The 25,794-nt window shown below is 68.0% G+C and carries 24 protein-coding genes and 6 pseudogenes; 15 read left to right on the plus strand and 15 right to left on the minus strand.

Going from position 1 to position 25,794, the window contains the following annotated elements:
• Nucleotides 1–169 precede the first annotated feature (169 nt).
• Nucleotides 170–400, minus strand: a complete 231-nt coding sequence (locus tag ACZ7LV_RS04980) for a hypothetical protein (protein ID WP_471936156.1) — start codon at nt 398–400, stop codon at nt 170–172.
• Between the two features lie 51 nt (nt 401–451).
• Here ACZ7LV_RS04980 and ACZ7LV_RS04985 point away from each other — a divergent pair.
• The 5 genes and pseudogenes from ACZ7LV_RS04985 to ACZ7LV_RS05005 form a co-directional block, all read left to right on the plus strand.
• A pseudogene (locus ACZ7LV_RS04985) lies at nt 452–757 on the plus strand (ABC transporter ATP-binding protein); the annotation flags it as partial.
• Between the two features lie 521 nt (nt 758–1,278).
• Nucleotides 1,279–1,599, plus strand: a complete 321-nt coding sequence (locus ACZ7LV_RS04990; protein ID WP_471935762.1) for an ATP-binding cassette domain-containing protein — start codon at nt 1,279–1,281, stop codon at nt 1,597–1,599.
• Nucleotides 1,596–3,347: an ABC transporter ATP-binding protein gene (locus tag ACZ7LV_RS04995; protein ID WP_471935764.1), complete on the plus strand. Its 1,752-nt coding sequence runs from the start codon at nt 1,596–1,598 to the stop codon at nt 3,345–3,347. The genes ACZ7LV_RS04990 and ACZ7LV_RS04995 overlap by 4 nt, the downstream gene beginning before the upstream one ends.
• An 878-nt stretch (nt 3,348–4,225) precedes the next feature.
• Nucleotides 4,226–4,756, plus strand: coding sequence for a SigE family RNA polymerase sigma factor (locus ACZ7LV_RS05000; RefSeq protein ID WP_471936129.1), 531 nt, complete (start codon nt 4,226–4,228; stop codon nt 4,754–4,756).
• A gap of 77 nt (nt 4,757–4,833) precedes the next feature.
• The gene (locus ACZ7LV_RS05005; protein WP_471935766.1) at nt 4,834–5,703 is read left to right on the plus strand and encodes a hypothetical protein; all 870 of its coding nucleotides are present in this window, start codon (nt 4,834–4,836) and stop codon (nt 5,701–5,703) included.
• A gap of 282 nt (nt 5,704–5,985) precedes the next feature.
• Here the strand turns inward: ACZ7LV_RS05005 and ACZ7LV_RS05010 are convergent, their stop codons facing one another.
• A complete protein-coding gene (locus ACZ7LV_RS05010) occupies nt 5,986–6,597 on the minus strand; it encodes a helix-turn-helix domain-containing protein (RefSeq protein ID WP_471935768.1) in 612 nt (203 codons plus the stop codon).
• A gap of 331 nt (nt 6,598–6,928) precedes the next feature.
• On the minus strand, nt 6,929–8,332 hold the full coding sequence (locus tag ACZ7LV_RS05015; RefSeq protein ID WP_471935771.1) for an FG-GAP-like repeat-containing protein: 1,404 nt from the start codon (nt 8,330–8,332) through the stop codon (nt 6,929–6,931).
• Between the two features lie 608 nt (nt 8,333–8,940).
• Here ACZ7LV_RS05015 and ACZ7LV_RS05020 point away from each other — a divergent pair.
• On the plus strand, nt 8,941–9,117 hold the full coding sequence (locus tag ACZ7LV_RS05020) for a hypothetical protein (RefSeq protein WP_471935774.1): 177 nt from the start codon (nt 8,941–8,943) through the stop codon (nt 9,115–9,117).
• Between the two features lie 52 nt (nt 9,118–9,169).
• On the opposite strand, the pseudogene ACZ7LV_RS05025 reads toward ACZ7LV_RS05020, so the two are convergent.
• Nucleotides 9,170–9,385 (minus strand): annotated as a pseudogene (locus ACZ7LV_RS05025) (hypothetical protein); the annotation flags it as partial.
• Nucleotides 9,386–9,573: 188 nt separating this feature from the next.
• Nucleotides 9,574–10,104 (minus strand): annotated as a pseudogene (locus ACZ7LV_RS05030) (class I SAM-dependent methyltransferase); the annotation flags it as partial.
• A 157-nt stretch (nt 10,105–10,261) separates the two neighbouring features.
• On the opposite strand from ACZ7LV_RS05030, the pseudogene ACZ7LV_RS05035 reads away from it, so the two are divergent.
• Nucleotides 10,262–10,592 (plus strand): annotated as a pseudogene (locus tag ACZ7LV_RS05035) (CGNR zinc finger domain-containing protein); the annotation flags it as partial.
• 119 nt (nt 10,593–10,711) lie between these two features.
• Here ACZ7LV_RS05035 and ACZ7LV_RS05040 read toward each other — a convergent pair.
• Nucleotides 10,712–11,230 carry a YceI family protein gene (locus ACZ7LV_RS05040; RefSeq protein ID WP_471935777.1) on the minus strand — a complete coding sequence of 173 codons (519 nt, stop codon included), beginning with the start codon at nt 11,228–11,230 and terminating at the stop codon, nt 10,712–10,714.
• 140 nt (nt 11,231–11,370) lie between these two features.
• Here ACZ7LV_RS05040 and ACZ7LV_RS05045 point away from each other — a divergent pair, with 140 nt between their 5' ends.
• Together ACZ7LV_RS05045 and ACZ7LV_RS05050 are read left to right on the plus strand one after the other, a co-directional pair.
• Complete coding sequence (locus ACZ7LV_RS05045; RefSeq protein ID WP_471935779.1) at nt 11,371–11,871, plus strand: MarR family winged helix-turn-helix transcriptional regulator; 501 nt, start codon at nt 11,371–11,373, stop codon at nt 11,869–11,871.
• Nucleotides 11,872–12,912: 1,041 nt separating this feature from the next.
• Complete coding sequence (locus ACZ7LV_RS05050) at nt 12,913–13,107, plus strand: hypothetical protein (RefSeq protein WP_471935781.1); 195 nt, start codon at nt 12,913–12,915, stop codon at nt 13,105–13,107.
• A gap of 55 nt (nt 13,108–13,162) precedes the next feature.
• Here the strand turns inward: ACZ7LV_RS05050 and ACZ7LV_RS05055 are convergent, their stop codons facing one another.
• Complete coding sequence (locus ACZ7LV_RS05055; protein WP_471935783.1) at nt 13,163–14,359, minus strand: serine/threonine-protein kinase; 1,197 nt, start codon at nt 14,357–14,359, stop codon at nt 13,163–13,165.
• A gap of 595 nt (nt 14,360–14,954) precedes the next feature.
• Here ACZ7LV_RS05055 and ACZ7LV_RS05060 point away from each other — a divergent pair.
• Entirely contained in the window at nt 14,955–15,287 is a 333-nt protein-coding gene (locus ACZ7LV_RS05060; RefSeq protein ID WP_471936131.1) for a DUF6193 family natural product biosynthesis protein, read from the plus strand.
• A gap of 160 nt (nt 15,288–15,447) precedes the next feature.
• Nucleotides 15,448–16,014, plus strand: coding sequence for a hypothetical protein (locus ACZ7LV_RS05065; protein WP_471935785.1), 567 nt, complete (start codon nt 15,448–15,450; stop codon nt 16,012–16,014).
• A 59-nt stretch (nt 16,015–16,073) separates the two neighbouring features.
• On the opposite strand, the gene ACZ7LV_RS05070 is transcribed toward ACZ7LV_RS05065, so the two are convergent.
• Entirely contained in the window at nt 16,074–16,286 is a 213-nt protein-coding gene (locus ACZ7LV_RS05070; RefSeq protein ID WP_471936133.1) for a transposase, read from the minus strand.
• Nucleotides 16,287–16,715: 429 nt separating this feature from the next.
• Here ACZ7LV_RS05070 and ACZ7LV_RS05075 point away from each other — a divergent pair, with 429 nt between their 5' ends.
• Entirely contained in the window at nt 16,716–17,105 is a 390-nt protein-coding gene (locus ACZ7LV_RS05075) for a hypothetical protein (RefSeq protein ID WP_471935787.1), read from the plus strand.
• 96 nt (nt 17,106–17,201) lie between these two features.
• Here the strand turns inward: ACZ7LV_RS05075 and ACZ7LV_RS05080 are convergent, their stop codons facing one another.
• Nucleotides 17,202–18,428: a hypothetical protein gene (locus ACZ7LV_RS05080; protein ID WP_471935789.1), complete on the minus strand. Its 1,227-nt coding sequence runs from the start codon at nt 18,426–18,428 to the stop codon at nt 17,202–17,204.
• 224 nt (nt 18,429–18,652) lie between these two features.
• On the opposite strand from ACZ7LV_RS05080, the gene ACZ7LV_RS05085 reads away from it, so the two are divergent.
• Nucleotides 18,653–18,928, plus strand: a complete 276-nt coding sequence (locus ACZ7LV_RS05085) for a hypothetical protein (RefSeq protein WP_471935791.1) — start codon at nt 18,653–18,655, stop codon at nt 18,926–18,928.
• Nucleotides 18,929–19,184: 256 nt separating this feature from the next.
• Here the strand turns inward: ACZ7LV_RS05085 and ACZ7LV_RS05090 are convergent, their stop codons facing one another.
• From ACZ7LV_RS05090 to ACZ7LV_RS05105, 4 genes are all read right to left on the minus strand, one after another.
• Nucleotides 19,185–19,427 (minus strand): hypothetical protein, encoded by a 243-nt coding sequence (locus ACZ7LV_RS05090; protein WP_471935793.1) that lies wholly within the window; start codon nt 19,425–19,427, stop codon nt 19,185–19,187.
• A gap of 251 nt (nt 19,428–19,678) precedes the next feature.
• Entirely contained in the window at nt 19,679–19,852 is a 174-nt protein-coding gene (locus ACZ7LV_RS05095) for a hypothetical protein (protein ID WP_471935795.1), read from the minus strand.
• Nucleotides 19,853–20,256: 404 nt separating this feature from the next.
• Complete coding sequence (locus ACZ7LV_RS05100; RefSeq protein ID WP_471935797.1) at nt 20,257–21,762, minus strand: S1 RNA-binding domain-containing protein; 1,506 nt, start codon at nt 21,760–21,762, stop codon at nt 20,257–20,259.
• Between the two features lies 1 nt (nt 21,763).
• Nucleotides 21,764–22,366: a recombinase family protein gene (locus ACZ7LV_RS05105; protein ID WP_471935799.1), complete on the minus strand. Its 603-nt coding sequence runs from the start codon at nt 22,364–22,366 to the stop codon at nt 21,764–21,766.
• Nucleotides 22,367–22,557: 191 nt separating this feature from the next.
• Between ACZ7LV_RS05105 and ACZ7LV_RS05110 the strand changes: the two are divergent.
• Nucleotides 22,558–22,827 (plus strand): annotated as a pseudogene (locus ACZ7LV_RS05110) (phosphohydrolase); the annotation flags it as partial.
• A 149-nt stretch (nt 22,828–22,976) separates the two neighbouring features.
• Complete coding sequence (locus ACZ7LV_RS05115; protein ID WP_471935801.1) at nt 22,977–23,393, plus strand: hypothetical protein; 417 nt, start codon at nt 22,977–22,979, stop codon at nt 23,391–23,393.
• A gap of 418 nt (nt 23,394–23,811) precedes the next feature.
• On the opposite strand, the gene ACZ7LV_RS05120 is transcribed toward ACZ7LV_RS05115, so the two are convergent.
• Both ACZ7LV_RS05120 and ACZ7LV_RS05125 read right to left on the minus strand, forming a co-directional pair.
• Nucleotides 23,812–25,074, minus strand: a complete 1,263-nt coding sequence (locus tag ACZ7LV_RS05120; protein WP_471935802.1) for a PP2C family protein-serine/threonine phosphatase — start codon at nt 25,072–25,074, stop codon at nt 23,812–23,814.
• A gap of 328 nt (nt 25,075–25,402) precedes the next feature.
• Nucleotides 25,403–25,636: pseudogene (locus tag ACZ7LV_RS05125) on the minus strand (DUF6233 domain-containing protein); the annotation flags it as partial.
• Nucleotides 25,637–25,794: the final 158 nt, after the last annotated feature.

Below are 25,794 nucleotides of genomic sequence, written 5' to 3' on the forward strand. Positions count from 1 at the left end.
GTGTGATCTTCTCTCTGAAGCGGGTCAGCGTTCCCGCGATGCTGCTGGCGGTCGCGTGGCAGGTGGGCGAGTCCGCGGTCCCGGTGGTGATGGGAGTCGCGATCGACCGGGCCGTCGCGACGGGGGACGAAGGACAACTGGCCTTGTGGCTCGGCGTGCTGGTGGCCCTCTACATCGCGCTGACGTCGGCGGCGCGGGTGTCGCTGCGGCTGACCGCCCATGCGGTGCAGGTACTGCAGCAGCGACTCCGCGGCACCCTGTCCATGGGCGTGCTGCACCCGGTCGGCGGCACTGGCCGTGCGCCGGGCGGCACCGTGGTCTCGGTGATGACCAGCGACGTCGCGCGCCTGTCCAACGCGGTGATCCTGACGATCATCCCGGTCTCAAGGGTCACGGCCATCGCATCATCGCGGTATCCCTGCTGGCGACGCACTGGCTGCTCGGACTCGTCGTGCTGTTCGGGGCACCGGTCGCGGTCTGGTCGATGGGCATGCTCAGCGAGCGGCTCTCCCGGGACACCCGCGAATACCAGGAGCTGCTGGCCTCCACGGTCGCACAGGCCACGGACCTGGTCGCCGGCTACCGGGTGGTCAAGGGAATGCATGCCGAGGCCGAGGCGACCAGCCGCTACCGGCGGGCGAGCCAGCAGACCCTTGCCGGCGCCAGGCGCAACGCGGGCCTGCTGGGGCGGTTCCTCGTGGGCTCGGGCGTGGTCAGCGGCACGTTCGTCGCCGCGGTGGTGGGGCTGGCAGGATCCTTCGCCGTCGACGGACAGCTCAGCATCGGCGGCCTGATCACCGCCGTCGGCCTCGCCCAGGCGCTGCTGCCGCAAATCCAGGCGATCGCGAACACGTCCGTCCCCAACCTCGCCGGCGCCCGTGCCTCGTCCGTGCGGATCCTCGACGTGCTGCGGGACAACGCCACGTCGACGGCTGGGCCCGATGACGCGCCCCGGCGGGAGGTTGCCGTGCTGCCGGAGCTGGACGTGGTCGTGCCGGGCGTCTCGGGGCCCGGCGTGACGATCCGGGTCGAGCCCGGAGAGCTCGTGGGCGTGCGCGCCGACGACCGGACCGCCGCCCGTGTCGTCGATGCGCTGCTGGACCCGTGGACCGAGGGAGGGGTCCAGGCGCGGCTCGACGGGATCGCCGCGCGGGAGCTCTCTCCGGTCAGGTACCGATCCCGGGTCACCGTCGCGCCGCACCGCGCCACGCTGTTCAGCGGCACCCTCCGCGACAACGTCGCCGTGACCGCGGGGCGCCCGAGCGGGTCGAGGCCGCGGTGCGGGCCGCCGCTTGCGACGACTTCGCGGCCGACCTCGATGTCCCGGTCGGCGAGGGCGGCAACCGGCTCTCGGGCGGCCAGCGCCAGCGGGTCGCGCTCGCCCGCGCGCTGGCGAGCGACGCACCGGTGCTCGTGCTGCACGACCCGACCACCGCGGTCGACTCGGTCACCGAGCACACGATCGCCGGCCGGCTGCGCGGTGTCCGGGCAGGCCGCTCGACGCTGCTGATCGCCTCGGCCCCGGCGCTGCTCGCTGCCTGCGACCGCGTCGTCGAGCTGCCGGCAGACGTACCCGCACTCTCCAGGACGGCGCTGTGAACGATCCCTCCGCCGTGGGCGGGACTGCGGCTTCCGATGTCGAGCTGCCCGGCCTGCCGGTCGCGAGCGGCCGCGAGACGGTCAGGGAGGTGTGGCGGCTCAGCCACGGGTACCGGCTCCGGCTCGCCGCCACCGGGGTGCTGGGGATCGTCAGCACCGGCGTCGAGCTGATCGTTTCCGTGGCGATCGGATTCCTCGTCGACCGCGTGCAGGCCGGCACCGCGGACCCCGCCACCGTGCTGACGGTCACGGTCGTCATGGTGCTCGCGGCAGTCCTCGGTGCCGTGGGCACCGCGCTGACGATCGTGCTCACCACCCGCGTCTACCACTCCATGCTCGCCGCGCTGCGCGAGCAGCTCGTGGGCCGCGCGATGACGCTCCCACAGCACCTCGTCGAGCGCGTCGGCACCGGAGACCTGATCTCGCGGTCCAGCGACGACGTCACCGCGGTCGCCGACGCCGCCCCCGCCGTGATCCCCGTGCTCACCGTCACCACCTTCACCATCGTCGTGTCGCTCGGCGGGCTCGTGGCACTGGAATGGCCCTACGCGGTCGCGTTCGCCATCGTGCTGCCGCTCTACGTGCTGGCCGTGCGGTGGTACCTGCGCATCGGACTGGGGGTCTACCGCGCCGAGCGCACGGCGATGAGCGCGCGTGCCCAACAGATCCTCGAATCTCAGCGCGGCTACGCCACCGTGCTCGGCTTCGGGCTCGCCGAGCGACGACACCGGGCGGTGATGACGGACTCCTGGCGCGTCGCGCGGCAGTCGCTGCGCGCACGCACCGTGCTGAGCATGCTCAACGCCCGGCTCAACCTCGGGGAGTGCCTGACCCTTGGCGCCGTACTCGTCGTCGGTTTCGTCCTCGTCGACCACGGCGCAACGACCGTCGGCGGCGCCACCACCGCCATGCTGCTCGTACTACGCCTGCTCGGACCGGTCAACCAGCTGCTGCTGGTCATCGACACCCTCCAGTCCGCCGTCGCCTCGCTGAGCCGCATGATCGGGGTCGTCACGATTCCGTGCGGCTCGTCGGATGTCCCGGCGCAGGCCGCGAGCACCGCCGTACGGCTCGACAGTGTGTCCTTCCGCTACGGCGAGGGGCCACGGGTGCTCGACGCCATCACCCTCGACATCCCGTCCGGTCAGCGCGTGGCAGTCGTCGGCGTGTCCGGGGCAGGCAAGACCACGCTCGCCGGCGTCGTCGCCGGCACCCACCTGCCCGAGGCCGGGAGGGTCACCCGCCCCAGCCGTGCCGCGATGATCACCCAGGAGGTCCACGTCTTCGCGGGCACCCTGCGCGACAACCTCACCCTCGCCGCGCCCGAGGCCGCCGACCGCGAACTCCATGCAGCGCTGGAAGCCACCGGGGCTGCGTCTCTTCTCGACGTACTCCCCGACAGGTTGGACACCCTGCTAGGTGTCGGCGGACACCCGCTCACTGACGCACAGGCGCAGCAACTCGCCCTCGCCCGCCTGCTGCTCAGCGACGCTGACCTGGTGATCCTTGACGAAGCGACCGCCGAGGCCGGCTCCACCTACGCCGGACAGCTCGACCGCGCCGCTGATGCCGTCCTCACCGGGCGCACCGCGGTCGTCGTCGCGCACCGTCTCTCCCAAGCAGCAACCTGCGACCGGATCATGGTGATGGAGCGCGGCCGGATCATCGAGACCGGCACCCACGGAGAACTGATCGATGCCGGTGGTGTGTACGCCGGGTTGTGGACGGCCTGGGAGGCCGCTCGCTGACAACAGCATGGCCTTCGGTCGGGGTGACTGGTCAGCCAGGCGCCGACCTGACGGACGGTCGGTCGAGGCGCTCGGTGGGGCCGGGGCGGAGCTGCTGCCCGTAATCGCGGACGGGGTCTGACAGGCCCCTGCCGTCACTTCCGGTGGCCACCCAAGGTATGGGCGCGTGAGTGCTGCGTCCACGGCCTCGCGGTCTCGTTCCAGGCCACGGACACAGGCATGCGGGTGAGGCACGTCGGCGTCGCAGCCCCGGGCTGCCCGCGCGTGAGAGCGTCGACGTGGTCCGGGTGAGGGGAGAGGAGCGGGGCGACGTTCCAGACGGCTGTCGCGAGTCGGGTCATCTCGGTGCCGGCTGTGGTGAGTCTGGTCAGGAGTTCGTGGTGTTCGTCCTCGAGGTTGTCGGGCCGGGGTCAGCAGCATCCGGGCGAGCGCGAGTGGCGAGATGTGGCTTCGGTCGTCGTCTGCGCGGTTGATGTATGCAGGCGCTGCTGCTCGATCCGGGAGGGGTCTGCGCGGCCCCGTTGGAGTTGCGCGCCGCCTTCCAGGAGCCAATCGCGCAGCGTCTCTGAGCCGCTCTCACACAAAGGACGATGACGGGCGGGTCCAACCGATCCGGCCAGGCAAGTGATCCATTACTCGGACGCCGGGTCGCAGGGCGGATTCAACGGATCGTCGCGCCACCTCGTACTCGGACTACGGCCCTTCGGGTGGCGGTCAGGCAGCCGCCCTGCGCGTATGTCGCAGGTGTCCCCACAGCCGGCCAGGACGTCGACGTGGGCAAGAAGATCGTGAAGAGCCGCTGTCACGTCGATACTCCTTCGGGTGCCGGGCAACCGAATCCGCCGCAACGGTGGTCTGGAGGGCAAGGAGGGTGCCAGATGCAGGCCGAACAAGAGGATCGGTTCCAGGAATTCGTCAGGGCCCGGTGGTCACAGCTGGTGCGGACCGCGTATCTGCTGACGGGGGACGTCCATCACGCGGAGGACCTCACGCAGACCGTGCTGGCCAAGGCGTACCGGTCCTGGCGGCGGATTTCAAGGACCGACAACCCGGAAGCGTATGTCCGGCGAATGCTGGTCAGTTGCAACAGCGACCGCTTCCGCAAGCGACGCGTCACCGAGTCGCTGACCGCGGCACCGCCCGAGACTGCGGGGCGGGACGAGAGCGCGGGTCGGGTCGAGGAGCGCGGCTCCCTTCTCGCGGGACTGGCCGAACTGCCCGCTCGGCAGCGGGCGGTCGTGGTGTTGCGGTATTGGGAGGACCTGTCGGAGGCAGAGGTGGCCGAGGTGCTCGGCTGCTCGACCGGCACGATCAAGAGCCAGGCCTCCAAGGGTTTGGCGAAGTTGCGTACGTATCCGGGGCTGGCCGCCGGTCGAACGGTGTCCGGCGGACAGGGAGGTAACAGGTGAACGGGCCCGGTGACGAGCAGGAAGCCTTTCGCGCAGCCCGGTCGAAGGGTGAACGGGAGAGCGGATTCGAGAATTACATGCGCGACTTGCTCGCCGAGGACGCGTACACCATCCAGCCCTCGCCGGCGCCCTACACGGCGATCCGGCGGCGCGGTCTGGCAGAGCGAAGGCGGCGTGCGGTGACAGGAGCCGTGCTGGTGTCGCTGGTCGCGGTGCCGGCGGGGGCGTACGCCGTGTTCGGGGGCAGTGCGGAGCGAAGCGAGCAGACGGCGGCGCAAAAGCCGCAGGACGGCGCTCCGCGGGCCTCGGCGCCGCCTTCCACTACGGTGTCCGGCCCCGAGCGGCCGGCCACCGGCGGCCAACTGCTCGACGGGATCACTTTCGCCCAGGCGTCGGACGGACTGGAAAAGTGTCTGACCGCCGAGGGCGGAGGGCCGCCGTCGCAAGGCGACCTGCTGGGCGAGGCCGCGGACTACCGGATCATCCTGGCGGTGAAGGACCCGGGCGGTTCCGGATCCGCCGACAGCTTCCACGTCGTCGGCGTCCGGGAGCGACCGGCCGGCATGCGGGTGGTCTGCGACATCGACAACGGCAAGGCCTCCGGCATCACCACCGGTACGGGCGACGCTGATCCGCCCGACGCGGGCCCGGTCGTGCCCGAAGTCAACGCCGACCATCTGTTCCAGCCGCCTGCCACCGACAAGGGCGGCTGGAAACTTCCCTTCCGGTGGGGGGTTGTGGGAACAGTCGAGCCCTCGGTGGCCGAGGTCACGGTCTCCTACGGCGGCGCCACCCGCCGGGCGGTCCTGGACCACGGCTGGTTCGTCGCCTCCGGCCACGTGACCCGGCAGGTCACGGCGGCACCACACATCAAGGGATACGACAGCCATGGCAAGCTCCTCTACGACTCGGACCAGGACAAGTACTGGGACCGCTCACTGCCGTAGGGAACTCAAGGGCGGCCGACGCGCCGTACAGGGGTCGGCGCCTCGGCTGCCGCGAAGCACCACGTGACCATCTGGGTTGAGAGATGGGGACGCGAGCGCGCGACAGAAGGACGCGTCCGCGCGTCCGGCATCCCGCACAACTCGCACGGGAGGGCGGCCCTGCCCGACAACCGGCTGCACCCGCGGCAGCCGGTCGGTCCACTCCGGGATCCGGCGCAAGCGCCGCGCCGGACGACACCGCGGCCAGGGCCGGCCCGGCAGGCGGTTCTCTGGCCTGACGGGTTACGTGGTCTGCGTCAATCTCGCTCCGATGAGTTGTTGGGGTGTGGTTCCCTGGAAGGGAAGGGCTGAGTAGGCCGCTGTGGGGCGGGCCAGGGTCATCAGCTTTTGATCATCGAGCTGCCCTCTCCCGTTGCTCGAGCCACTCGAGGTACTGCGGTGCCGCGTCGGGCTGCAGAAGAGCGTCCGACCGTCGTCGTCCGTGACGACCATGGTCTTGACGGCGGTCTGCTTGCTCTTGCCGGAGATGGACTTGTGCCGGTCTTTGTGTCCGGCAGCCGGGCGCCTGACTCGGAGCTCGGCGGCATCGATGATGCCGGTCTTCCCGCTGGCGGCGATGTGGTCGATGACCTCGGCGAGGGTTCGCAACCGCACTCCGGCGCTGATGATGCAGCCTCGCTCGGCGAGCAGGGGTCGCACCTCGCCGATGGCCCGGGTGACGGTGGAGCGGTCGAGGCCGAACCAGCAGGCCAGTACGTCATGCGGGGCGGCGTGACGGAGATGGATGAGCGTGCCAGGAGCCGGTCGACGAACACCAGCTGGTGCTTCGCGCCGGCGCCCACCGCCCGCTTCCGTGGCCGGGACGCAAGCCTGGCCTGGTGCCGCTCGTGCCACAACGGGTCTACCTCAGCAACGAGTTCAGCGATCACAGCAACCGACATGCCCGTGATCCTCCGGTTGCTGATGATCGCTGCACGAGCCGCGTTCTTCACCGCATGACCATGCTCGACGATCAGGAGCTCGACTTCTCACCGCTTACCGGGCACGAGCCCGCAGCCCGAGAAAGGCAACTACCTGGCCATCGCGGCTGCGAGGCCGGGAACGCCAGGTAGTTGCGCCGGGGGGTTTGTTCGCCGTCCTGCAAGGGTTCCGGGACGGCGGACCGGCGGCCGGATGGAACTGCAGGCGACGCACCCTTGCACGGTAGGGACGAAGGCCGATCTGGTCACTCGAGGAATGCGGTGCCGATACCCGTACCTGCCGGAAGTCCGAACTCCTTGGGGCCGAAGAAGCTGACCGCGCTGGTGCTGAGCCCGCTCCCTGTCCCGCGCAACTGCCAGACGGCGCCGCTGCCCTCATCCTCGTAGGGGGCCGATACGGCGAGGTCGGCTTTGCCGTCGCCGTTGTAGTCGGTGAGGCGGACCTGGGAACCGAAGACGTCGGCACCCTCGACGGTGCCGGGGATCCCGGGGGTGTCCTGGGTGTAGTGCGCGGCATTCGTGGTGGTCAGCCCGTTTGTCGTGCCACGGAGGACCAGCACGTCACCGGCCTGGTTGCCTCCGCCGAGTGCTTCCCAGGGGATCCCGACGGCAAGTTCGGCGTGGTGGTCTCCGGTGATGTCGCCGATCGCCAGTGCCGCCCCGAAGTTGTCCTGGCGTTCGTTGCCGCCGGGAATGCCGGCAGTGTTCTGGTGATAGATGTGCCGTGCGGCTTCGATTCCCCCTGCCCCGTCTGCAGTGCCGTAGTAGACAGTCACGTAACCGGCGCCGCCGCTGGGGTCTGGGCGGCCATTGGGCCAGAGGCGAGGGTCGGACGTACCGACCGCGAGATCGTCGCGGCCGTCGCCGTCGAGGTCACCGGCCGCGACTGCGTTGCCACCGTCTCGCCTGGCCTGGGGCGTGAAGGAAGCGATGTCGGTGGTGTCGGGCTGCTGCGCGTAGATGACAGTGGCGCGCTGCACGACGACGGCCAGTTCGTCCTTCCCGTCACCGGTGAAGTTGCCGGCTGCGATGTTCCAGCCACCCGGCTCCTCCGCGGGAATCTCGTGGCCGGATGGCGCTTTGGCGCGGGTGAAGGGCCCGGGGTACAGCCGCACCCCGGTCGCGCCGCCCACCACGACGTCTGCAGCCGAGTCACCCACGAAGTCACCGATGGCGATGTCGACACCGAACATGCGAGAGGGGAATGAAGGTCCCGAGGGAAGGAGGAGACCACTGCGGAACGGGGAGGCGCCACCCCACAGCACCGTCACCGCACCACTGACGGAGGCGCCCGGGACGGATTCCCCCTCGCTGCCGATCAGCAGGTCCGCATAGCCGTCACCGTCTAGATCCCTGCTCGCCAGGCTGCCGCCGAAATTGTCGTCCGTCTCCGAGGTGCCGGGCACACCGGCGGAACTCTGGGAGACGAAGACTCGCTTCGCAGTCAGCCCCCGAGCAGATCCAAAGGCCACGATGACTGCGCCGGCACGGCTCTTGCCGTTGATCGTCCTGTCCGGCATGCCGATGGCGAGGTCACTGTATCCGTCGCCATTGAAGTCGTCGGCGAGCCTTGATGGTGCAGCAATCGCGGAGTCGGCCGACACCGTCACCACTCCGCCGACAAGTGACGCAACGACGGCCACAGCCACCGAGATTCGGACTCCGCGAACCATGACAACCCCTGTGAATAGGGACACCTGACGGCATCCACGATAAGAATCAAAATTTGGCGCTGTAACTTGAGTCACTGACGTGATCAAGAAACGAGCAGTGCAGGAAGGACTCCCCACCGACCCCAATGGTTGTACGGCCGCGAACAGCGGTCTGTCGGGTCCCGTAGCGGCCTCGTCAGCTTCGCCCGGATCACGGGGTGCGAGAGGCGACCCAGCGCCGCACCGAGCCGACATGAGGTCTGTTCGCTGCGCACGGGTAATCCGCTGGCCCCGCGCGGGAACAGGCGCGTCATAGGGTGTTGCGGTCTCTTGGAGACGAGCAGCACTTGGGTGCTGACCAGGGTGTTGCTCAGTTTTGGAGAGCGGAGTCCGGTAGACGTTACTGGCGGGTAGTTCTTGCGTTGGGTAGAGTGTTTGTCTCAGCGACTTTTTTGACCTGCGGTTATGTGGAATGTCGTCGTGATCTGCTCAACAGGAACGTTGACTGCTCAAGGTTGAGGAGCCGCCGGCAGTACTGGTCGAGGGGACGCCGGTATTGAAGGCTGGCAGTGTCCGCGGCGTGCCGGGGCATCGGCTGGCGGAGCATGGACAGCGGCATGGTCCTGGGCTTCGTGGCCATCGGCGACGCCGAAGCCGCCGGTATCGTGGACACGCTGCGACACGAGGCAGGTATCCAAAAGTCCGCGGCAGAGGTGCATTTCCAGAAGATGTTCACCGTGGGGGAGCCAGCCAGCGCCGCCAGCTCCTGGGTGAACTGCTGACACCCGGTGGGCCCTTGGACGACCGTGCCTCGGTGTAGGTGATCGACAAGCACTACTTCGTCGCGGCGGGCACGGATTCTTCTGCGGTCGGTACCTCCCACGCTCTGGTGTACTGATCCGCAGCGTCGTCGGCACGGCTGATGGATGGCTGGCCGCCGAGTGCGGTGTGGCAGCGGTGGCCGTTGCAGGTGTGCAGGAAGTCTGCCAGGGCGACGGTGCGTTCGGCGTTGCTGGTGTAGGGCCGCACGTAGGCCCATTCGTCGAGCAGAGCGAGCGGCGGGAGTTTGGTCGGGACCGCGTTGCACGACGACGCGGACTTCCTCGAGTTCTGGTGCCTGCAGGTCGGGACGCGGGCTGAGGCGGAGCCGACGGACGTGGACGGCCGCGCGGCCGACGACATCTGTGGGAATGACCGCGCGCGATGTCCGTGGCCCAAACATGCCGGTGTGACTGTGATCATGTAGCGGCGGTGGCACGGTGCAGTGTAAACCAGAACGTCGGGACGGGGTTCGTGCCAGGCGTCACGTCGGCCAGCTGCCACCCGGCGAACCTGGCGCGGAGTTCGTCCGCACTGACGCCGGACCACGAGTCGTCAAACGGCCCAGGCCCGTAGCCGAGCATGAGCAATCGTGCACTGGGGGCGGCACGCTTGGTGATGCCGGCGGCGTAGGCGTCGCGGCGGTGCGGCGGAATCCCGCAGTAGCAGCTCAGGTCGAAGAACAGATCGTACGGGCCGTGCACGCCCATCTCGTCGAGCTGGGAAGCGTCACCGCACAGCACCGTGAGGTCCACTCCGGCCGCGTCGGCCTTCTCCCGAGCCTGCCGAACCGCGCGGTCGATCAGGTCGATGGCCGCCACTCGCCAGCCGTGCCGGGCCAGGTACACCGCCTTGGTCCCGGTGCCGCAGCCGAGTTCGAGCACCTGGCCTGGCATCAGCTCGCCGGCCCCGCTATCAGGGCCCACCAGCTCGGGCGGCGTGACGCCGCTGTCCCACGGAGGCTTGCCGTCCGGTAGGAGTCGTCCAGCACGCTGCGTAAAGCCGCCTCATGGTCGAGCTCCGCTGCCGTTCGAGTCTCAGTCATCACTACCCTCCAAGGATTTGGAGTTCAACTCCAGTGACTGATCGTTCCTCAAAGACCACATCGGACAACTCCGCCTGACCTCGCACGGCGGCAGTCCCCCTACCATCTCCACCTCGACCACGACGACAACGCCCCCTGGGACCAGTGGCTCCTTACCTCCTCTTGCATGGCCCTGACCGTCCTCGTCTGGGACCGCCAGCGCCCGCCCGGCAGGATCTGTGCCTCAACCAGCTGCCAGACCGTTTTCTCGCTCACGGCAGCGGCCCAGAACGCCGCTACTGCTCCCGTCGATGCGCCACTCACGCTCCATCGGACAATCGAACCAAACCAAGTAGGGCATGCAGAGCAGAGGCCACGCCGCATTCAACGAGCTGCTCGTCGCCGCTGCGTTGAGGCGAAAATCACCTACTCAGGCCGCCTGCAGGGCGGTTCGCTTCTCTCCGCCGTCCGGGCGTTCAGATCCGGCTGCGGGCCTTTCACGGCCGTCCCGCAGACGCTGTTGGGCGCCGACGTCAGGCTGCGGCGGTCCGCGTGAAACGGAGCGTAGTGGTGATCGTCGTGAGGCCGCGGATCATGCCGAGTTGGTTCCAGCTCATGCCGAAGTGTTTGCGGTCCACGGTGAATTCGGCGTCCAGGGTGAGCGACCGGTCGTCGGCGGCGACGAGGCGGCCCGTGAAGGAACTGGGTCGGCTGATGCCGCGGACGGTGAGCTGACCGACGACGTGCACGCCGTCGCCGTCGCGGAGCTCGGCGCTGTCGACCGCGAACGTGATCTCGGGGTGGCCGGCGGCATCGAGGAAGTCGGCGGAGCGCAGGTGCTCGTCGCGCTTGTTATTGCGGGTGTCGAGGGAGGCAGCGTCTAGGGTGATCGTGCCGACGGCGGAGCCGTCGGGCCGCACCTCGCCGTTACCGGCGACGGCGGTGAAGGCGCCCTTCACGGTGACCAGGCCCCACAACGTCTTGTGCCGGACGGCAACGGTGGAGGCCGCGTTGTCGAGCTGCCAGGTTCCGGTTTCGACGGCGACGGTCATGATCTCTCACTCCTGATCATCGGTGCTCTGCGGTTCGGGCTCCGCGCCTTAACGCTCTGCGACGAAACCCCATAGTCCAAATTTGGATGACATCACGCTAGCCGATACTCCAAAATTGAACAACAGCTACACTCGAATTTATGGCCGACATCCCCGACTGCCCCTCCGCCTCCGGCGACGGACTCCTGCCCGCAGAGCTGCACGCCTGGATGCTGATGCTGGCCGCGACGGGGGCCGTCGAGCAGGAGCTGCGTTTGGTCGTCAAAGAGCGGCTGGACGTCTCGCACGATGAGTTCCTGGTCCTGTGCCTGCTTGCCGCGGACCCCGGACAGGCCCTGCGGATGACGCGGATCGCCGAACTCCTGGGTCGCCCCAAAACTCGGCTCACCTATCAGATCGCCTGCCTCCAGCACGCCGGCCTCGTCACGCGCAAGTCGGTGTGCGGCGACAAGCGGGGCGTCGAGGTCGCCCTGACTGACAAGGCGCGGGGCCTGTTCAAGGAGGCCTCCGAGGCCCTCGCCGAGACGGTCAAGGAGGCGCTGGCGCGGTTCATGGGTCCCACCCAGCGCGAGGCGATGTGCGCGCTGATGCCCGACTTCGCCGTGGAGGCGAGGCCGGAGCAGCCCCGGGGCGGTCGCTGAGTCGCCGCCGGTGCGGTTGCGGGTACCCGGGGCTCTCCGCTGCCGCCTCGAGGAGGGGTTCAGACCTGCCCGCATCCGTCGCACGACGCGCAACCAACCCCCCCCGGCCGCCCGGGAGGCCGTGCTGCGTGACCACGTCGACGGGGAGGTCCGTGTCGATGCCGGGAGCCGGGCCGCGTACTCCACCGACGCCTCGAACTGCCGCCGGATGGCGACCGGCGTAGCGGCATGTTGATTCTCTGCGAGCCCTTATGAGCTCGTGCATGATCGGCGGCGAGACGTTGAGCTCTTGATCGTCGATCATGGTCGGGTGGTGGGGAGCGCGACTCGTGCACTCGCCATCAGCAACCGGCGGATCACGGTGCCTGACGGCCGATGTGATCTCTGAACTCGTCGCTGAGGTCAACCCGTTGTGGCACGAGCGCCACCAGGCCAGGCTCGCATCCCGGTATCGGAAGCGGGCAGTGGGTGCCGGTGCGAAGCACCGTCTGGTCTTCGTCGACCGACTGCTGGCCACTCTGGTCCATCTCCGTCACGGGACCACGCATGACGTGCCGGCCTGTTGGTTGGCGTGGACCGCTCGACCATCACCCGGGCCATCGGCGAGGTACCGCCTCTGCTCGCCGAGCGGGGATGCACCATCGGCCCCGACGTGCGGCTGCGAACCCTGGCTGAGGTCGTGGATCATCTCGGCGCGACCGGAAGGACCGGCCTTATCGACGGCACCGAGGTCCGGGTCCGCCGCCCGGTCGCGGGACGCAGGGACCGGGGACAAGTTCATCTCTGGCAAGAGCAAGCAGTACGCCGTCAAAACCATGGTGGTCACGGACGAGGACGGCCGGGTGCTGTTCTGCAGCCCAACCAAGCCCAGGAGCCGTGCGGACATCACCCACGCCAGTTAGGGCTGGTCAAGCTGCTGGCTGACGGGCCTGTGGTAGAGATCCTTGCTGATGTCGGCTACCAGGGTCTGGGTGCTCCAATCGGCGGACGCGTGGTGAGACCACCACACCGCAAGTTCAAGAAGATGACTGATACGAGGAGATGTATGAGCGACAGCGCAAGACGCATTCCTCGCGACGTATCCGAGTCGAGCACGGCATCGGGCACCTGAAGAACTGGCGGGCCCTGGCCCGCCACCTCGGCCGCCGCGAGTACATGAGCGACACCGTTCAAGCCGTCGCCAGTCTGCTGCCCCACCAACAGATCTCTGACCTCACGCTGGCACGGCGGATGTGAACCCCGATGCCCACCGAAGTCCTCGACGTCTCACCGCCGACCATGCACGGGCTCGTTAGTGGCAGTAGTGGTCCAGGATGTACAGCAGGTGCCGCGACCACCTGCTGTGTGTCATCTCGTCGGGCGCGATCAAGGTGAAGTCCCACGGGACGCCTTCGACGGTCCGGATGTACAGCGTGCACTGCAAGGAGTCGTCGTCGAGGGCGTGGCCGATGCTTGCGATCTCGTCCCACGCGAAGTCCATGCTGACGTCCGTACGGCCGACGCGGCGGACATCGACGCCGAAATCTCCGATGAACAGGGCACGTTCGGTGTCCTGAGCTTGGAAGTACTCGGCCTCCTCGCCGGTGAACTCCTCGGCAGGGTCGGGGTCGGCCGTCGGCATCACGAGAGTGGCGGGGGGCACTACGAGGGTGGGCGGGTGCGAGGCGTCCATCACCCCGGTGAAGGCGTCGAGCAGTTGCTCGGTCGTTGGCCGACGGGCCGGGTCCTTTTCCAGGCACGCTCCGACGACCCCGCGTATGCTCTCCGGGACAGGGGAGAGGTCCGCCTCCGTGTGCACCGAGCGATACATCAGCATCATCGGTGTGCCCTCGCCGAAAGCGCTGCCGCCCGCCGCCGCCACGAGGACAGCGCCGAGGGCGAACACATCGGCGGCGCCCGTTACGTCCCGGCCCTCGGCCTGTTCGGGAGCGAGATAGCCGGGGGTGCCAAAGGCTTGGCCCGTCGTGGTCAGCCGAGTGGACTCGACGGCCCGGGCGATGCCGAAGTCCAGGACCCGTGGACCGTCCGGCGCCATGATGATGTTGCCCGGCTTCAGGTCGCGGTGCACGAGCCCGCACCCGTGCACCGCCTGCAGTGCCTCCGCAAGCGCCGCACCGAGCTGGCGCAACTCCTTCTCGGCCATGGGTCCTTCGGCGGTGATCAGGTGGGCGAGCGTCGGGCCCGGCACATACACCGTGGCCAGCCAGGGTGGCTCTCCCTCCGGATCGGCGTCCACCACCTGCGCCGTGTGGAAGCCGCCGACCCTGAGCGCAGCGTCCACCTCGGTGCGGAACCGGACCCGGAAGGCCGCGTCCGAGGCCAGCTCCGGTCTGGCCACCTTCACCGCCAGCAGACGCCCGCCACGCGACCGTGCCAGATACACCGTGCCCATCCCGCCCGCGCCGAGTTCACGCACCACGGCGTACGACCCGATCCGTTCCAACTGATCCTCCCCTGCTCGGCTTTCACATCTTCCTGCCTGCCCCATCGCTACCACCCCTCAGGATTCTCTCCCCGCGGTACCAGCCGCGCACATCTGCCTGGGCCACCGCATCGAATTGTCGACCGCGGCCGCACCAAGGCTTGAGAGCAGGCAATTGCAACCCCTGTAGTCACTGAGCGTTCTTAGTGTGGCCACTGAACGGGTGACACGGGTGAGGCATGTGGGGGCGCAACGCACAGGGCTCCCGTGCCGTTGGGTGAGGTGTTCGAAGTATCAACCCATTGCCACAGGAACCCTGTTGGTTCCGTATCCTGCCGCACTCGACCTGCCCCACGCCTTGGTCGAGTGGGTCACGATGCTTATCGTCACCTTGGCGTCGCTGGCGTCGCTGGCGTCGCTGGCGTCGCTGGTGTCGTGGCGCAGCCGGCGCTGTCGAAACGGACGTCGCCCTCTTGGGCATGCCGGTGCCGGGTTGAGGGTCCTGGCCCTCTCGAAGATGTCGCGGTCCTCGACCTGCGAACCGAGAGGTCGACGGACACACCGGATGGCAAGGAGAAGGTTCACGGCATGGGTTTGCAGGCAGAACCTTGGGCATCGCTCGCCTCTGTTCGCGGCCCCCGCGATCTTGGATGATCAGACCATGCCCGAAGCCCCCGACATGGCCACGGCCCGGCGCCGCCTGCTGGAGCGCACTCCAGGGACCCGCCAAGGCGACCCGCTGGTCATCGAAGCCGCGCACGCGCAGCCACAACTGCGAGCCCTCTACCCCTTCCCGACCCACGGCACATTGCATTTCTTGCGGAGCGCTCCTCCGTTGCGCGAGCCGGACGACCTGCCTTTCATCGCCTGCAGTGGGCCGCCCTACAAGGTTTATGCCTCCTGCTACGCCGCCCTCCTGGGCGAAGGAACGACACCTGAAGAAGCTGCCGCTCTCGTGGTCGCTCATCTGCCGACCCGCACCTGCACGGGATGAGGCGACCCAGCCCCTGGGGAATTTCGTGAACTCAGCCCTGGGGAACTCCCGGCTCTGTCGGGGATCTTGTGATGTCGCAGACTGCGGAATGAATGATCAGCCACCCTTGAACCGGCCCGGCATGTCCTCCCCTGCAGTGGCGACCTTTTACCTTGGAGCCATGGGAGAGACGAGCGCGAGGCGGCGGGTCGAGTTGATGCACGAAGACGTCCACGCTGGCGTGCACTGTACCCGCGTGCGGTGCCTGCCCGAGTCGTGGATGTGCGATGTCTTCCATCTCGACGGCAGCCTGAGGGACATTCGGGTCCTCGACACGACACGTGTCGAGTGGATCGCGGTCCTCGAACGCCTCCGCGCTGTAGCCGACGAGACCGAGGTGGAGCATCCCTACCCTCGCCTCGATCCCGTGCGTCCCGCCTTCGCCGACCTCTTCCGCGTCTGGGCAGACGAGCCGGAAGGCCGGGGGACGAGTTTCTCCTTCCGGGCCCGCTTCGGCTCCGTGTGGTTCTTCGCCCTGCCGTGCGACGAGGAGGAGATCGAGTTTTCGGTCTGGCCCGAGGACGTCCTCGACGGGGCGGGGGTGGCCGCCGTGCTGCGGTTCCTGGTCGGGGTGGCGAGGGCCAGTCAACGACGGGCCCTGCTGACCGGCGAGACCGTCCGGTATGAGCCGGGGATGCCGACGCTGATCTCCCACGACCCTGTCACCGGCCTCACTTCCCACATCTGAAGGGTGTCGTGGAGGTTCGCTCGATTCGGCTCTGTCAGGGATCTTGCGATGCCGCACGGTCATGGGGCGAGGAGTACGCGTTGGCGTAGGAGGTCGAGGTTGGCTCGTCCATAGGCCATGCGTTTGAGGAGTTTGACGCGGGTGATGTGGCCCTCGACCTGGCCGGAGCTCCATGGTGTGGAGAGTCCGGCAGTGACGGCGTGGAAATCCCGTCGTAGACCGTTGACCAGGGAGTGCAGGGCTGGGAGGTCGTCGGCAAGAACGCGGTCCATCCAGCCCGGGAGTTGGTCTCCGCGGAGCTGGTGGAGCATCTCGGCGAAGTTGTGGACGTGCCGTTGTCGGCGTACACCTGAACGTGTCCAGTGAGGTACAGCGACACGCTCCCACCTGAAGGTGGCCTTGCGCATGTCGGCAGCCAGGGTCGCCCGACTTCACAGGCCCGCGGGGGTCCCAACCACCGTTCGGCGCGGACCTGCTTGTCGGAGTCTCCACAGCGGCGGGCGTGCGTCAGCAGGCGGACGCGGAGCGGTTCGGGTAGGCGGGCGACGTCGCGTTTGTGGCGTGGCCTGAAGCAGTGGCGAGGTATCGCCACCCGCTACGAGAAGACAGCAACCATCTGCCTAGCCGGACTACATATCGCTGGCATCTTCCTCTGGTCAGGATGATGATCAGTACCTTGCTGCCAGTCCGAGGGGGAAATCATGCACGACAGCCACCCGAGCCTCCCAGGGTTCGAGAACGTCAGCCTGGCGGACAGCTACGTACTGGACATCGCGGTCCACCCTGGTCTCCTGACCCTCAAACTCGATCTGTTGCTTCTGCCACGACACCCCAGATACCGGTCCCCTCTACCAAGGGAACGTGCCTGCTTTCGGCCGGCCACAGTGGTCTTCTCATCCGTACGGGCTCTGCACTGGACGGGGCAGAGTGTCGTCAAGGCTGCGATGGACGCGAGTGGCAGTGCCGACTACGGATCAGTCGATGCCCTGATCGCGCTTGAGGACAGCTACAAGATCCTGGGCGACTGGGGCGAGATCATCGTCCAGTCGGAGGCGCCTTCCATGTCCATCGATCCGCCCCTCGCCGGTTGATCCAAACGAACCTGTATGGGTCTGACCGCGTCTCAGACCGCTCGTGCTCGCGCTGGGGGAGACGGGCGACAACTGGCTGAGGGCGTAGCGCCGCGCTCACCAGACAGGCAGCGTCTGCGGTTCCGGTACGGCCAGCTCGGTCAGCAGATGCGCGTACTTCTCGGGCTGTGTCTCGAAGTCGACCCGGGCGGCGATCCCGGTCGGGTCCGCGTCGGGGCCGCGCAGCAGGTCGATCGACGTCTGAGTGAACTGATCGATGGAGCCGCGCTGTTCGACCGTGACGAGCAGTCGACTCAGCCTGTCCACCGCGTACTTGGCCGCTGCGCGTTCATCCGCATCCGCTCGTAGCATCTGTCGTCTGTCGGCCGCGGGCTCGGCCATTTCCAGCAGGGGTCCGAGCAGGGCGGCCAACTCAGTCGCGCTCTCCGCGGCGGCCCGCCCCTCGGGACCGACCCGGACCAGCACGCTCAGAGCGTTGAGCAGGTCGGCGACGCGCGGGTCGGGCCGCTCCAGGAGTTCCCGGCCCGCGCCGGTCCGCACCGCGTCGTCGGCCAGCATCTGTACAGCGGCGGTCAGCCGCTCGGCCGCGCCCGGCTCCACACCGGGCAGCCGGGACAGCACCGGCGTCCCTGCATCGAGTACGTCCCGCGCGGTCCGCGTGCCACATCGCCGCAGTTCCGCGGCGTCGAATCCACCGTCCGTCGCATGCCACAACTTCTCGACGGACACCTGGCCAAGGGCGTCGTCCACCAAGGACTGCCGCAACGGCTCCCATGCCACTCGCACCGCGTCCACAGCCTGCGCGTGGTCCTGCGCGAGCCGACTCGCGACCTGCTCAAGGCGGCGTGCCGTGCGGACGGTCGAGGGACTTGCACCGCTGAGCCGGTACAGGGAGCGGATGTTGCCGCCGACGACGCCGACGATGAGTACCACGAGCGACAGCCCGACCAGGTTGTCCGAGAGGTCCATCGCCTTGTCGCGCGCGGCGTTGTCCTGGCCGAGGACGAAGAGATCGCCCTTGCGGGACCCTTCGGTCACCATCCATCCAGTGTCCCAGCCGTGGCCGGTGTCGGGATCGTATGCCGGGCCCTTGAGCAGAGGGTCCCGGTGGGGGTCGCACTGGTAGTGCCCTTTGCGCCGCTCCCCGGCGTAGGGGTCGGCCCAGGAGACGGTGCAGCTCCCGTCAGACGTCTCGCTCAGCACGGTCAGGTCGACTTGCTTCGTCTCGGGATCTTCCGGAACCTTCGCATAGACCGCGAAGGAGACCCCGAAGATGACCAGACCTAGCGCGACCACCCACCGGAAGAACGGCACGTGCTTCACTCAACCCCACCCCTGACCTGCACGTTGATGCATGCACAACTGTTTCAGGGCCCAGAAGACAGGACAAGTGGAGAAGTCGGCAACGCGATCCGGTCCTTACGTTCCGGCGTCCGGCAACTACCGCACCTTCGAGGGAAGTCCGTGGGCCTCATGCACCGCGTGACTGGAGGTTGAGCCACTCGGGCCCTGTCCTGGAGACCTACCAGCCTAACGGCTCCTACGACATGGACGAATACTGCCGCACCACGCTCGAGGACGATCTACGGGACGTCCCGATGAGTCCGTTCGTTGGCGAGCAGGTTCTCTCCGTCCGAGAGATCCGGTATCGGGACGGGAACCGCGACTTCGCCGTCGGCCTCACCGTTCAGTTCCCTAGCGGGAGCATCCGCATCCTCAACCTCGCCGACGAGCTCGTCCTCGCCCACGACCAGCACCTGGGCCCGGTTGAGGCGTATCTCCACGAGACGACGACCCACGCGGCCCCAGCTCCCACGCCGTGAGTTCGGAGCGAACCCGCGGGTCCTTCTCTGCACAGCACGGCATCGGACCCGCGGGTTCCCGTTGAAGGTCCTTCTTCGTCCGACCCTACGGGACTCACGGCCCTAAACTTCCGAAGCTGCCGCGAAGTGACACGTAGCTGCACGTAGTCGGGGCAACGTCGCCACCTGCTTGTTGACGGGGTCGACTGATCCAGCACAGGATTTCACGCAGAGGTCGATCATGGACTGACTGCTGCGTTATCGCAGCGGGCGTCAGCTACGTCGGAGGCTGGTCCAGTTGGTCCGTGCATCGAGCGCGGACTGTCGCGCGCAGTTGCTCCACGGTGGCGCCCCATCCGCCCTGCCACTCGTCGTCGAGGCCGTACAGCAGGCCGAGCGAAAGGTCGATGATCTCGGCCGCGTAGTCGTGGCTGATGACGATCTTCTCGACCTGCTGTACGACTGCGCGCTCATCGAGACGACCGGTCAGGCAGTCTGCGGCGATGTTGCGGAAGACCATCGTTACGGCTTCGAGGGCGCCCGGAAGGGGGGGGGGCGACGCCCATCTCGGCCAGAACAGTGGGCAGCAGGTCAGCCAGGGCCCGGGTATCACAGCCGTTGAGTCCGGCCATCTCGCGGAGGGCCTCGCTGTCGCGGCCGTCGGTCAGCCACTGCGCCGCCCACCACGGTGTCCGCGCGGACACCTGGCCGAGCACGAACCGGGCAGCAACATCGTGTGGTGACGGCACGGAGGTGCTGGAGAACGGCTCCTCAGCGATCATCATCGTGCTGCTGCGCGTCATCGAGTTCGCGGAGGGTGTCGGTGTAGTACCGGCGGCGTTCGGCGATGGGTGCGGTGGCGTCGTCGTCCGTCGCCTGTGCAAGTTCCTGGAGGTGCCCCAGCAGATTGTCCCCTTTCGTGGCCGGAGCCGACGACGTAAGCAACCGTGCGGGTCGTTCCTCCCCCCGCCAGCAGCAGCTGGTGGGGCAAGCCGCACCAGGTGTCGAAGCTGGTGGTGATGGCTTGCCACAGGTGCCAGATGTCATCAGGCCGGCGGTGCTCGGCGAGCAGGAGCGCGGCGGTCTCGATCGTGTGGCTGAAGCCCGAGCAGTGGCGGTGGAACCGTGTCTCCTGCTCCAGTAGGAAGCAGGTGAAGTCGTGGTCGACCGGTCCCGGGGTTAGGGTGAGCGCGTCCAGGACGTCCCTGCGGTCCTTCCACCACTGGTCAAGTGGCAGGCCAGCAGCATCGTGGGCTGCTTCGAACCGCAGGAGGTCCCAGCGCTCAGAGTCCTCTGTCCACCAGGCGGGCCTGAGGGCGTCGTCCGTGGACGTATGGGCAACCGTTTCGTCAGGAATGGCGATCTCCCTCTTCGCGGGGTGTTCTGGCCTGCGTCTGCGACAAGGCGATGCGACGCCGGGCGAGATCGACATCAATGATCTTCACGGTAAGGGCGTCGCCGACCGCGACGACAACTGGGGTCGATTCATCTAGCTCGCTGGTGTGCACGAGCCCTTCGAAGCCGTCCTCTCGGTCTTCGATGCGGACGAAGACGCCGAACGGGAGGATCTTGGTGACCGGTCCGGTGACCACCTGCCCGATCCGCTGCGCTAGCTGCGGCCACGGGTCCTCCTGCACCGCTCGCAGCGACAGCGGTACCCGTTCCCGGACCATGTCGACGTCGAGGACTTCGGCGGTGATCTCCTGGCCGACGCTGACGACATCGGATGGGTGACTGAAGGGACGCCAGGACAGCTCCGGAATGTTGATCATCGCCGTGAAGCCACCGATGTCCACGAAGGTGACACCGAAGCTGGCGATGGACGTCACTGTGCCGGTGACGACCTGGCCGCGGCGCAGGGTTTTCAGGAATGCCCAGTCCCGGTCGCTGGGCGTCGGCTCGGTCTGCCAGCGAGCGCGGAGAACACCGTCGCTGTCCGGCAGTACAGCGGTGAACAGAGGGAGATCTTCACCGGCATACATGGAAACGACGCCGGCAGCACGCGCGCCGGCGAGCCGGGAGGTCACTGCCTCGAACTTGGTCTCGTCTACGACCATGCTCGTGATCTGTCCGTCATCGTCCTCCCAGACGACCTCCACCAGACCTTCGTCGGGCAGAGCGGCCACGGCCGTCTCGAAGTCGGTGAGCAGGTCCGGCCAGACCGCCAGCTGGGAGCGCGGGGCCAGCCGGGAGCGCACGGTCTCGATGTTGTCGCGGGTCAGGCAGTGCCACTGGGAGGCGTTGGTGGCGAAGACCTCCTCCAGGAACACGGCGCGGTGGGCACTGACGGTCCAGTGCAGGCGGGCCCAGAAGTCGGCGTCGGCTGGGCGCTGCATGTACGCGGGGTCGTCGGGGGTGAAGTCGTACGGCGATGCGTCGAGGCGTTCTGGGAACAGGACGAGCGCTCGGGTGCGGGTCAGTGCGGCTTCGCAGAGCTGGCTGCTGCCGATGTAGAGGTGCTGGTCCCAGCCGACGTGCACCGTGAACGCGCCCTCCGCCTCCAGTCGGCACCAGGCGCCGTTGTCGCGGAGCATGGCCCGGACCAGTTCCAGGCCGCCACCGACCGGCACTGGTGCGCCGTCGTGGAACTCGGCGGGGCCGGCGGGGAAGAGGTCGGCCAGGCCGTATCCGTCGACCGGTGGTTCCAGGCCGAAGTGGGCGAAGCCACCGAGCTGCGGCTCGCGGATGGCCAGCTGGTCGACGCCGGTGTCCTTGGCGAAGGCGGCGACGGCCTGTAGGTAGGCGGCTTCGACCGGTCCGTGGTCACTGGTCGCGGGCTCAGTGCCGGTGTAGTGGCCGTGCTGGTCGCGGTCGGCGGGGTCGTACTTGGTGATCCGGTAGACGTAGGGCAGCACGTCACTGCCCGCCGGTCGTCGAAGGCGCGGGTGCGTCCTGGTGGCGTTCGAGGACGCGGTAGACGGTGGCGCGGCTGACGGAGAAGAGCTCGGCCGGGTCCGCGATGGTGTGCTCGCCGGACTGGTGCTGCTGGACCATGTGGGCCTGCTGGCGCGCGGTGAGCTTGGGCTGCTTCCCTTTGAGCTTGCCCATGGCCCGCGCCACTGCCATGCCTTCGCGGGTGCGCATGCGCAGGAGGTCGACCTCGAACTCGGTGAAGGTGGCGAGGATGTTGAAGAACATCTTGCCCATCGGGTCGGCGGGGTCGTAGAGGGTGCCGCCGAGCGAGAATTTGACGCCGCGGGCGGTGAGGGAGTCGCCGATATCGCGGGCATCGGGTACCGAGCGCGCGAGGCGGTCGAGCTTGGGGACGACGAGGGTATCGCCGGCGCGCACCGCCGCGAGAGCCTGAGCCAGGCCGGGGCGGTCGCGATTGGTGCCGGTCAGTCCGTGGTCCAGGTAGATCCGGTCCTCCTGGACATCCAGGCTGAGGAGGATCTCGTGCTGGGCGGTGAGGTCCTGCTTGTCCAGACTGCATCTTGCGTAGCCGACGCGTGCACTCATGCCCGGAGCGTACGGTCAGCCGCTCAGCGCACAGATCACCGGACACCCTAAATGAGACGCCGTCAGCGCAGGTCGATCCCTCCCGCCGGGCAAGATCATGATTGTTCGTTGGGGGTTCCCTATCGGACACAAAAGAGTGCCGCGGTCAGTACCCTGACGCGGTGACGACCGACACCGCCTTGTCGAGGGCCATGAGCCGCATCGTCGAACCACCGCTGTGCCCGCTACCCGACCGCGTCGCAGAGCTCCTGATCGAGCTGGGAAGTCCGCCGCGGCTGGCAGCCCACCTGCGAGCCGTCCACGATGTCGCGCACCAGCTGGTCGACTGGATGGGGAGGCGCTACCCGACCGTCCCCTTCGACCGCGAGGCGGTGCTCTTCGGCGCCGCGACGCATGACATCGGGAAGACGGTGCACGTCTCTGAGCTCTCTGGGCCCGGTGCGGCGCATGAGGAGGCTGGCATCATTCCGCAGTAAGATCCCCCCGACTCGCATGGTTGACAAGCGAGTTGAGCGGTGGCTCAGATGCTGGCGGGACGGCCAGGCAGACATACAGGGGGAGGACCGCAGTGATCAGGTGGTACGGGTGGGGCGTCCTTGCGCTCCCCGTAATGATCCTCTGCATACTCGGCTGTGCCTTCGGGGGGACCGTCCTCCTGTGGGACATCGCCGCGCAAGGAGACGATGGCATCGACCACGGCGGAGTACCGCTCGGCAGTATGGCCGTGGGCGTTCTTGTCGGAGGCCTGCTCAACCTTATGCTCGGGCTGGCACTCAACAGTCGCCGTATGCCGGATGGCACCCGGGTACGCACCAACCAGCACGGTCTCGGCCACGACATCGCCCTGGAGCGCTTCGGCCGGGGCCAGGCTGTCCTGGGAATCCTGGCGCTGCCGTTGAGCGCCGTCCAGTTCGTTTCCGCGCCGATCGTCTGGACGCTGATCATCGTCTGGGCCGCTATCGTCGTTACCGTCCTGGTGGTGGTGTCGCGCCGCAGAAGCGACAGCGGGGCGATGCAACGTCCGTGAGCCTTTTCAACCTCGCACTTCAGCGGGAGGTTGAACGAGGGCTGCCTGGTACATCGCGGTGATGCGGCAGCAGGATGCTGTGCCCCGGTCACTGACGGAGTGGCCGCAGGCCCTGCGAAGGGGGGAATTGTGGACTCTTCCCTACTGACCGTCGTGATCGTCACCGCCGCCTTGATCCTCAAGATAGCCGTGGTGGAGATCTGCCGCCCCGGCAGCGCCCGCCGCGAATGGCCTTCACCAGCGACAGCACCGCCGTGCCCGGTGGAGCGGGCACCGGCACGGTCATCCTCTCCATCCGCTGGGCGCAATCCCGGCACGGAGCAGTGGCGTGGGCGCTGCTGATCGCCGTTCTCACGGCCTGCCTGCTACACCACCGTAACCCCCGGTTCGGGTTCGCCGCGGCAGCGTGGGGGTGCGGTCAGAGCTGGACGACGATGAGGGCGATGTCGTCGTCCGGGCCGTTGTGAAGGGGTGGGAGGGCGGTGAGGAGGGCGTCGGCCAGGGGTTCGGGGCTGAGGTGGCCGTGGCGGGCGAGGCTGTGGGTGAGGTAGGTCAGTCCGGTGTCGATGTCCTGGTCGCGGCGTTCGATGAGGCCGTCGGTGTAGAGGACCAGGGTGGCGCCGGGCCGGTACGTCAGAGTGGCCTGGGTTCTGGGTGCTTCGGGCTCCAATGCTCCCAGTGGCGGGTCGGCTGCTTGGTCCAGGAGGTGAACGGTGCGTCTGTCTGCGTCAAGGAGGAGGGGCGGGGGGTGTCCGGCGCGGCTGTAGGTGATGGTGTGGATGGTTTCGTCGATGAGGGTCTGGACGGCCGTGGTCGCCAGCGCGCCTTCGACGCTGACGGCGTAGTGGGCGAGTGCTTTGAGGGCGCGCGCTGGTTGTGCCGTGGCGTGCATGGCGGTGCTCAAGGCGCTACGGAGCTGGCCCATGATGCCGGCGGCGGCCAAGCCGTGGCCGACGACGTCTCCGACCGCGACCGCGAGCCAGCCCGGGCCGAGCTCGCAGAAGTCGTACCAGTCCCCGCACACGTGCATGGTGCTCGCGGCCGGTTGATAGCGCACCGCGACGTTACTCCGCTCGCGCGTCGTGTCGGGCAGCATGGCTTGCTGCAACGTGACGGCGATCTCCCTCTCCCGGGCGTGAGCGCGCTGCAGCTCCTCGTTGAGCTTGCGGAGTTCCTGGGACCGGGACAGCAGGGAAGCGGCCATGGCTTCCTCGTCGCTCAGCGTCTCGCCGTTGCGCAGCGCGGCACGGGCATGGACCAAAGTGGTGACGTCTTTGATGTGCGCGAGGATCAGAAGGACCTGACCGTCCGGACCGAGGACCGGGGCGGTGACCAGGCTCCAGTACCGTTCCTCACGGCGCCCTGGATGACCGGGCACCGGAGAGTCGTACCGCTGCAGCGCCATGGTGTCGGGCTCCCGTGTGGTGAGCACTCGCTGCACGGAAGCGCGGAGCTGGTTACCCGGGGCCCGGGGGTCTCGTGGATCCTGCGGGAACACGTTGAACACCGAATAGCCCACCAGCTCCTGGCGGGAATGCCCGGATCTGTCGAGGAAGGCCTCGGTGGCGTCCACCATCACCAGATCCGGGGTGAGGAGCAGTCCTGGCCCAGGAAACGCGCGGAAGACCGCCCTGTAGTCCACAGCGAACGACGGGATCTGACCACTGCTGGGTGTGCTCATTCCCCGACGTCTACCTTCCACCAGGCGAGCCTTGGCTGAACGACACCCGCCTCTCGAGACAGCAGCACCACATGCCCCTCTGCCCGCGAGACTTTCACCCGCCCCATCCGGACCGAGGCCAGCTTGCGCCCGAACCCTGTCGACGGGCAGTTGCAACTGGCGGCTACTCAAGCTAGTGCTGTGACCGCGTTGGTTCGCCGGGTTGTGGGTCGTGGCGGTTGGATGTGCGGTGAGTCCGATCCGACCGCTGGAGGTGCGGTGGCTGAGCCTGTCCGTGTGCGCAGACTGACCGGCCAGGAGGGGCAGCGGCTGCAGCAGATCGTACGTCGGGGCAGCGGTCGTAGTCGACGCCGTCGACCGGCCGCACATGGTCCGGGGCGCGCACCCACACGCGGTACTCCGCCGCCTCCACCAGGCCGCCCTTGCGGTCCCGGTACGACGGCAGCCCCACCAAGTACAGCCAGCCCTCCTCAGTCTGCCGCCGCCTCCACAGCCGCGCGAGGACCTCCTGCTCCGGATGACCGAGCACCGGATCTGCGGGCAGCACGACCTGTACCAGCACCGGCTGGGCTGCGTCATCGGATGGCTTGGTCACGGCCCCACGGTAAGCGCCCGCTGCCCCTCGAAGGCTCGGCCACGCGTCCGGTCAGTCGGGGTCGTGGGTGGACGGAACTCAATGTCTGTGCGGAGGCGGTGGGCCCGGACGGGGTGGCGCCACCG

The sequence above is a fragment of the Streptomyces sp. NPDC107562 genome (assembly GCF_055657325.1).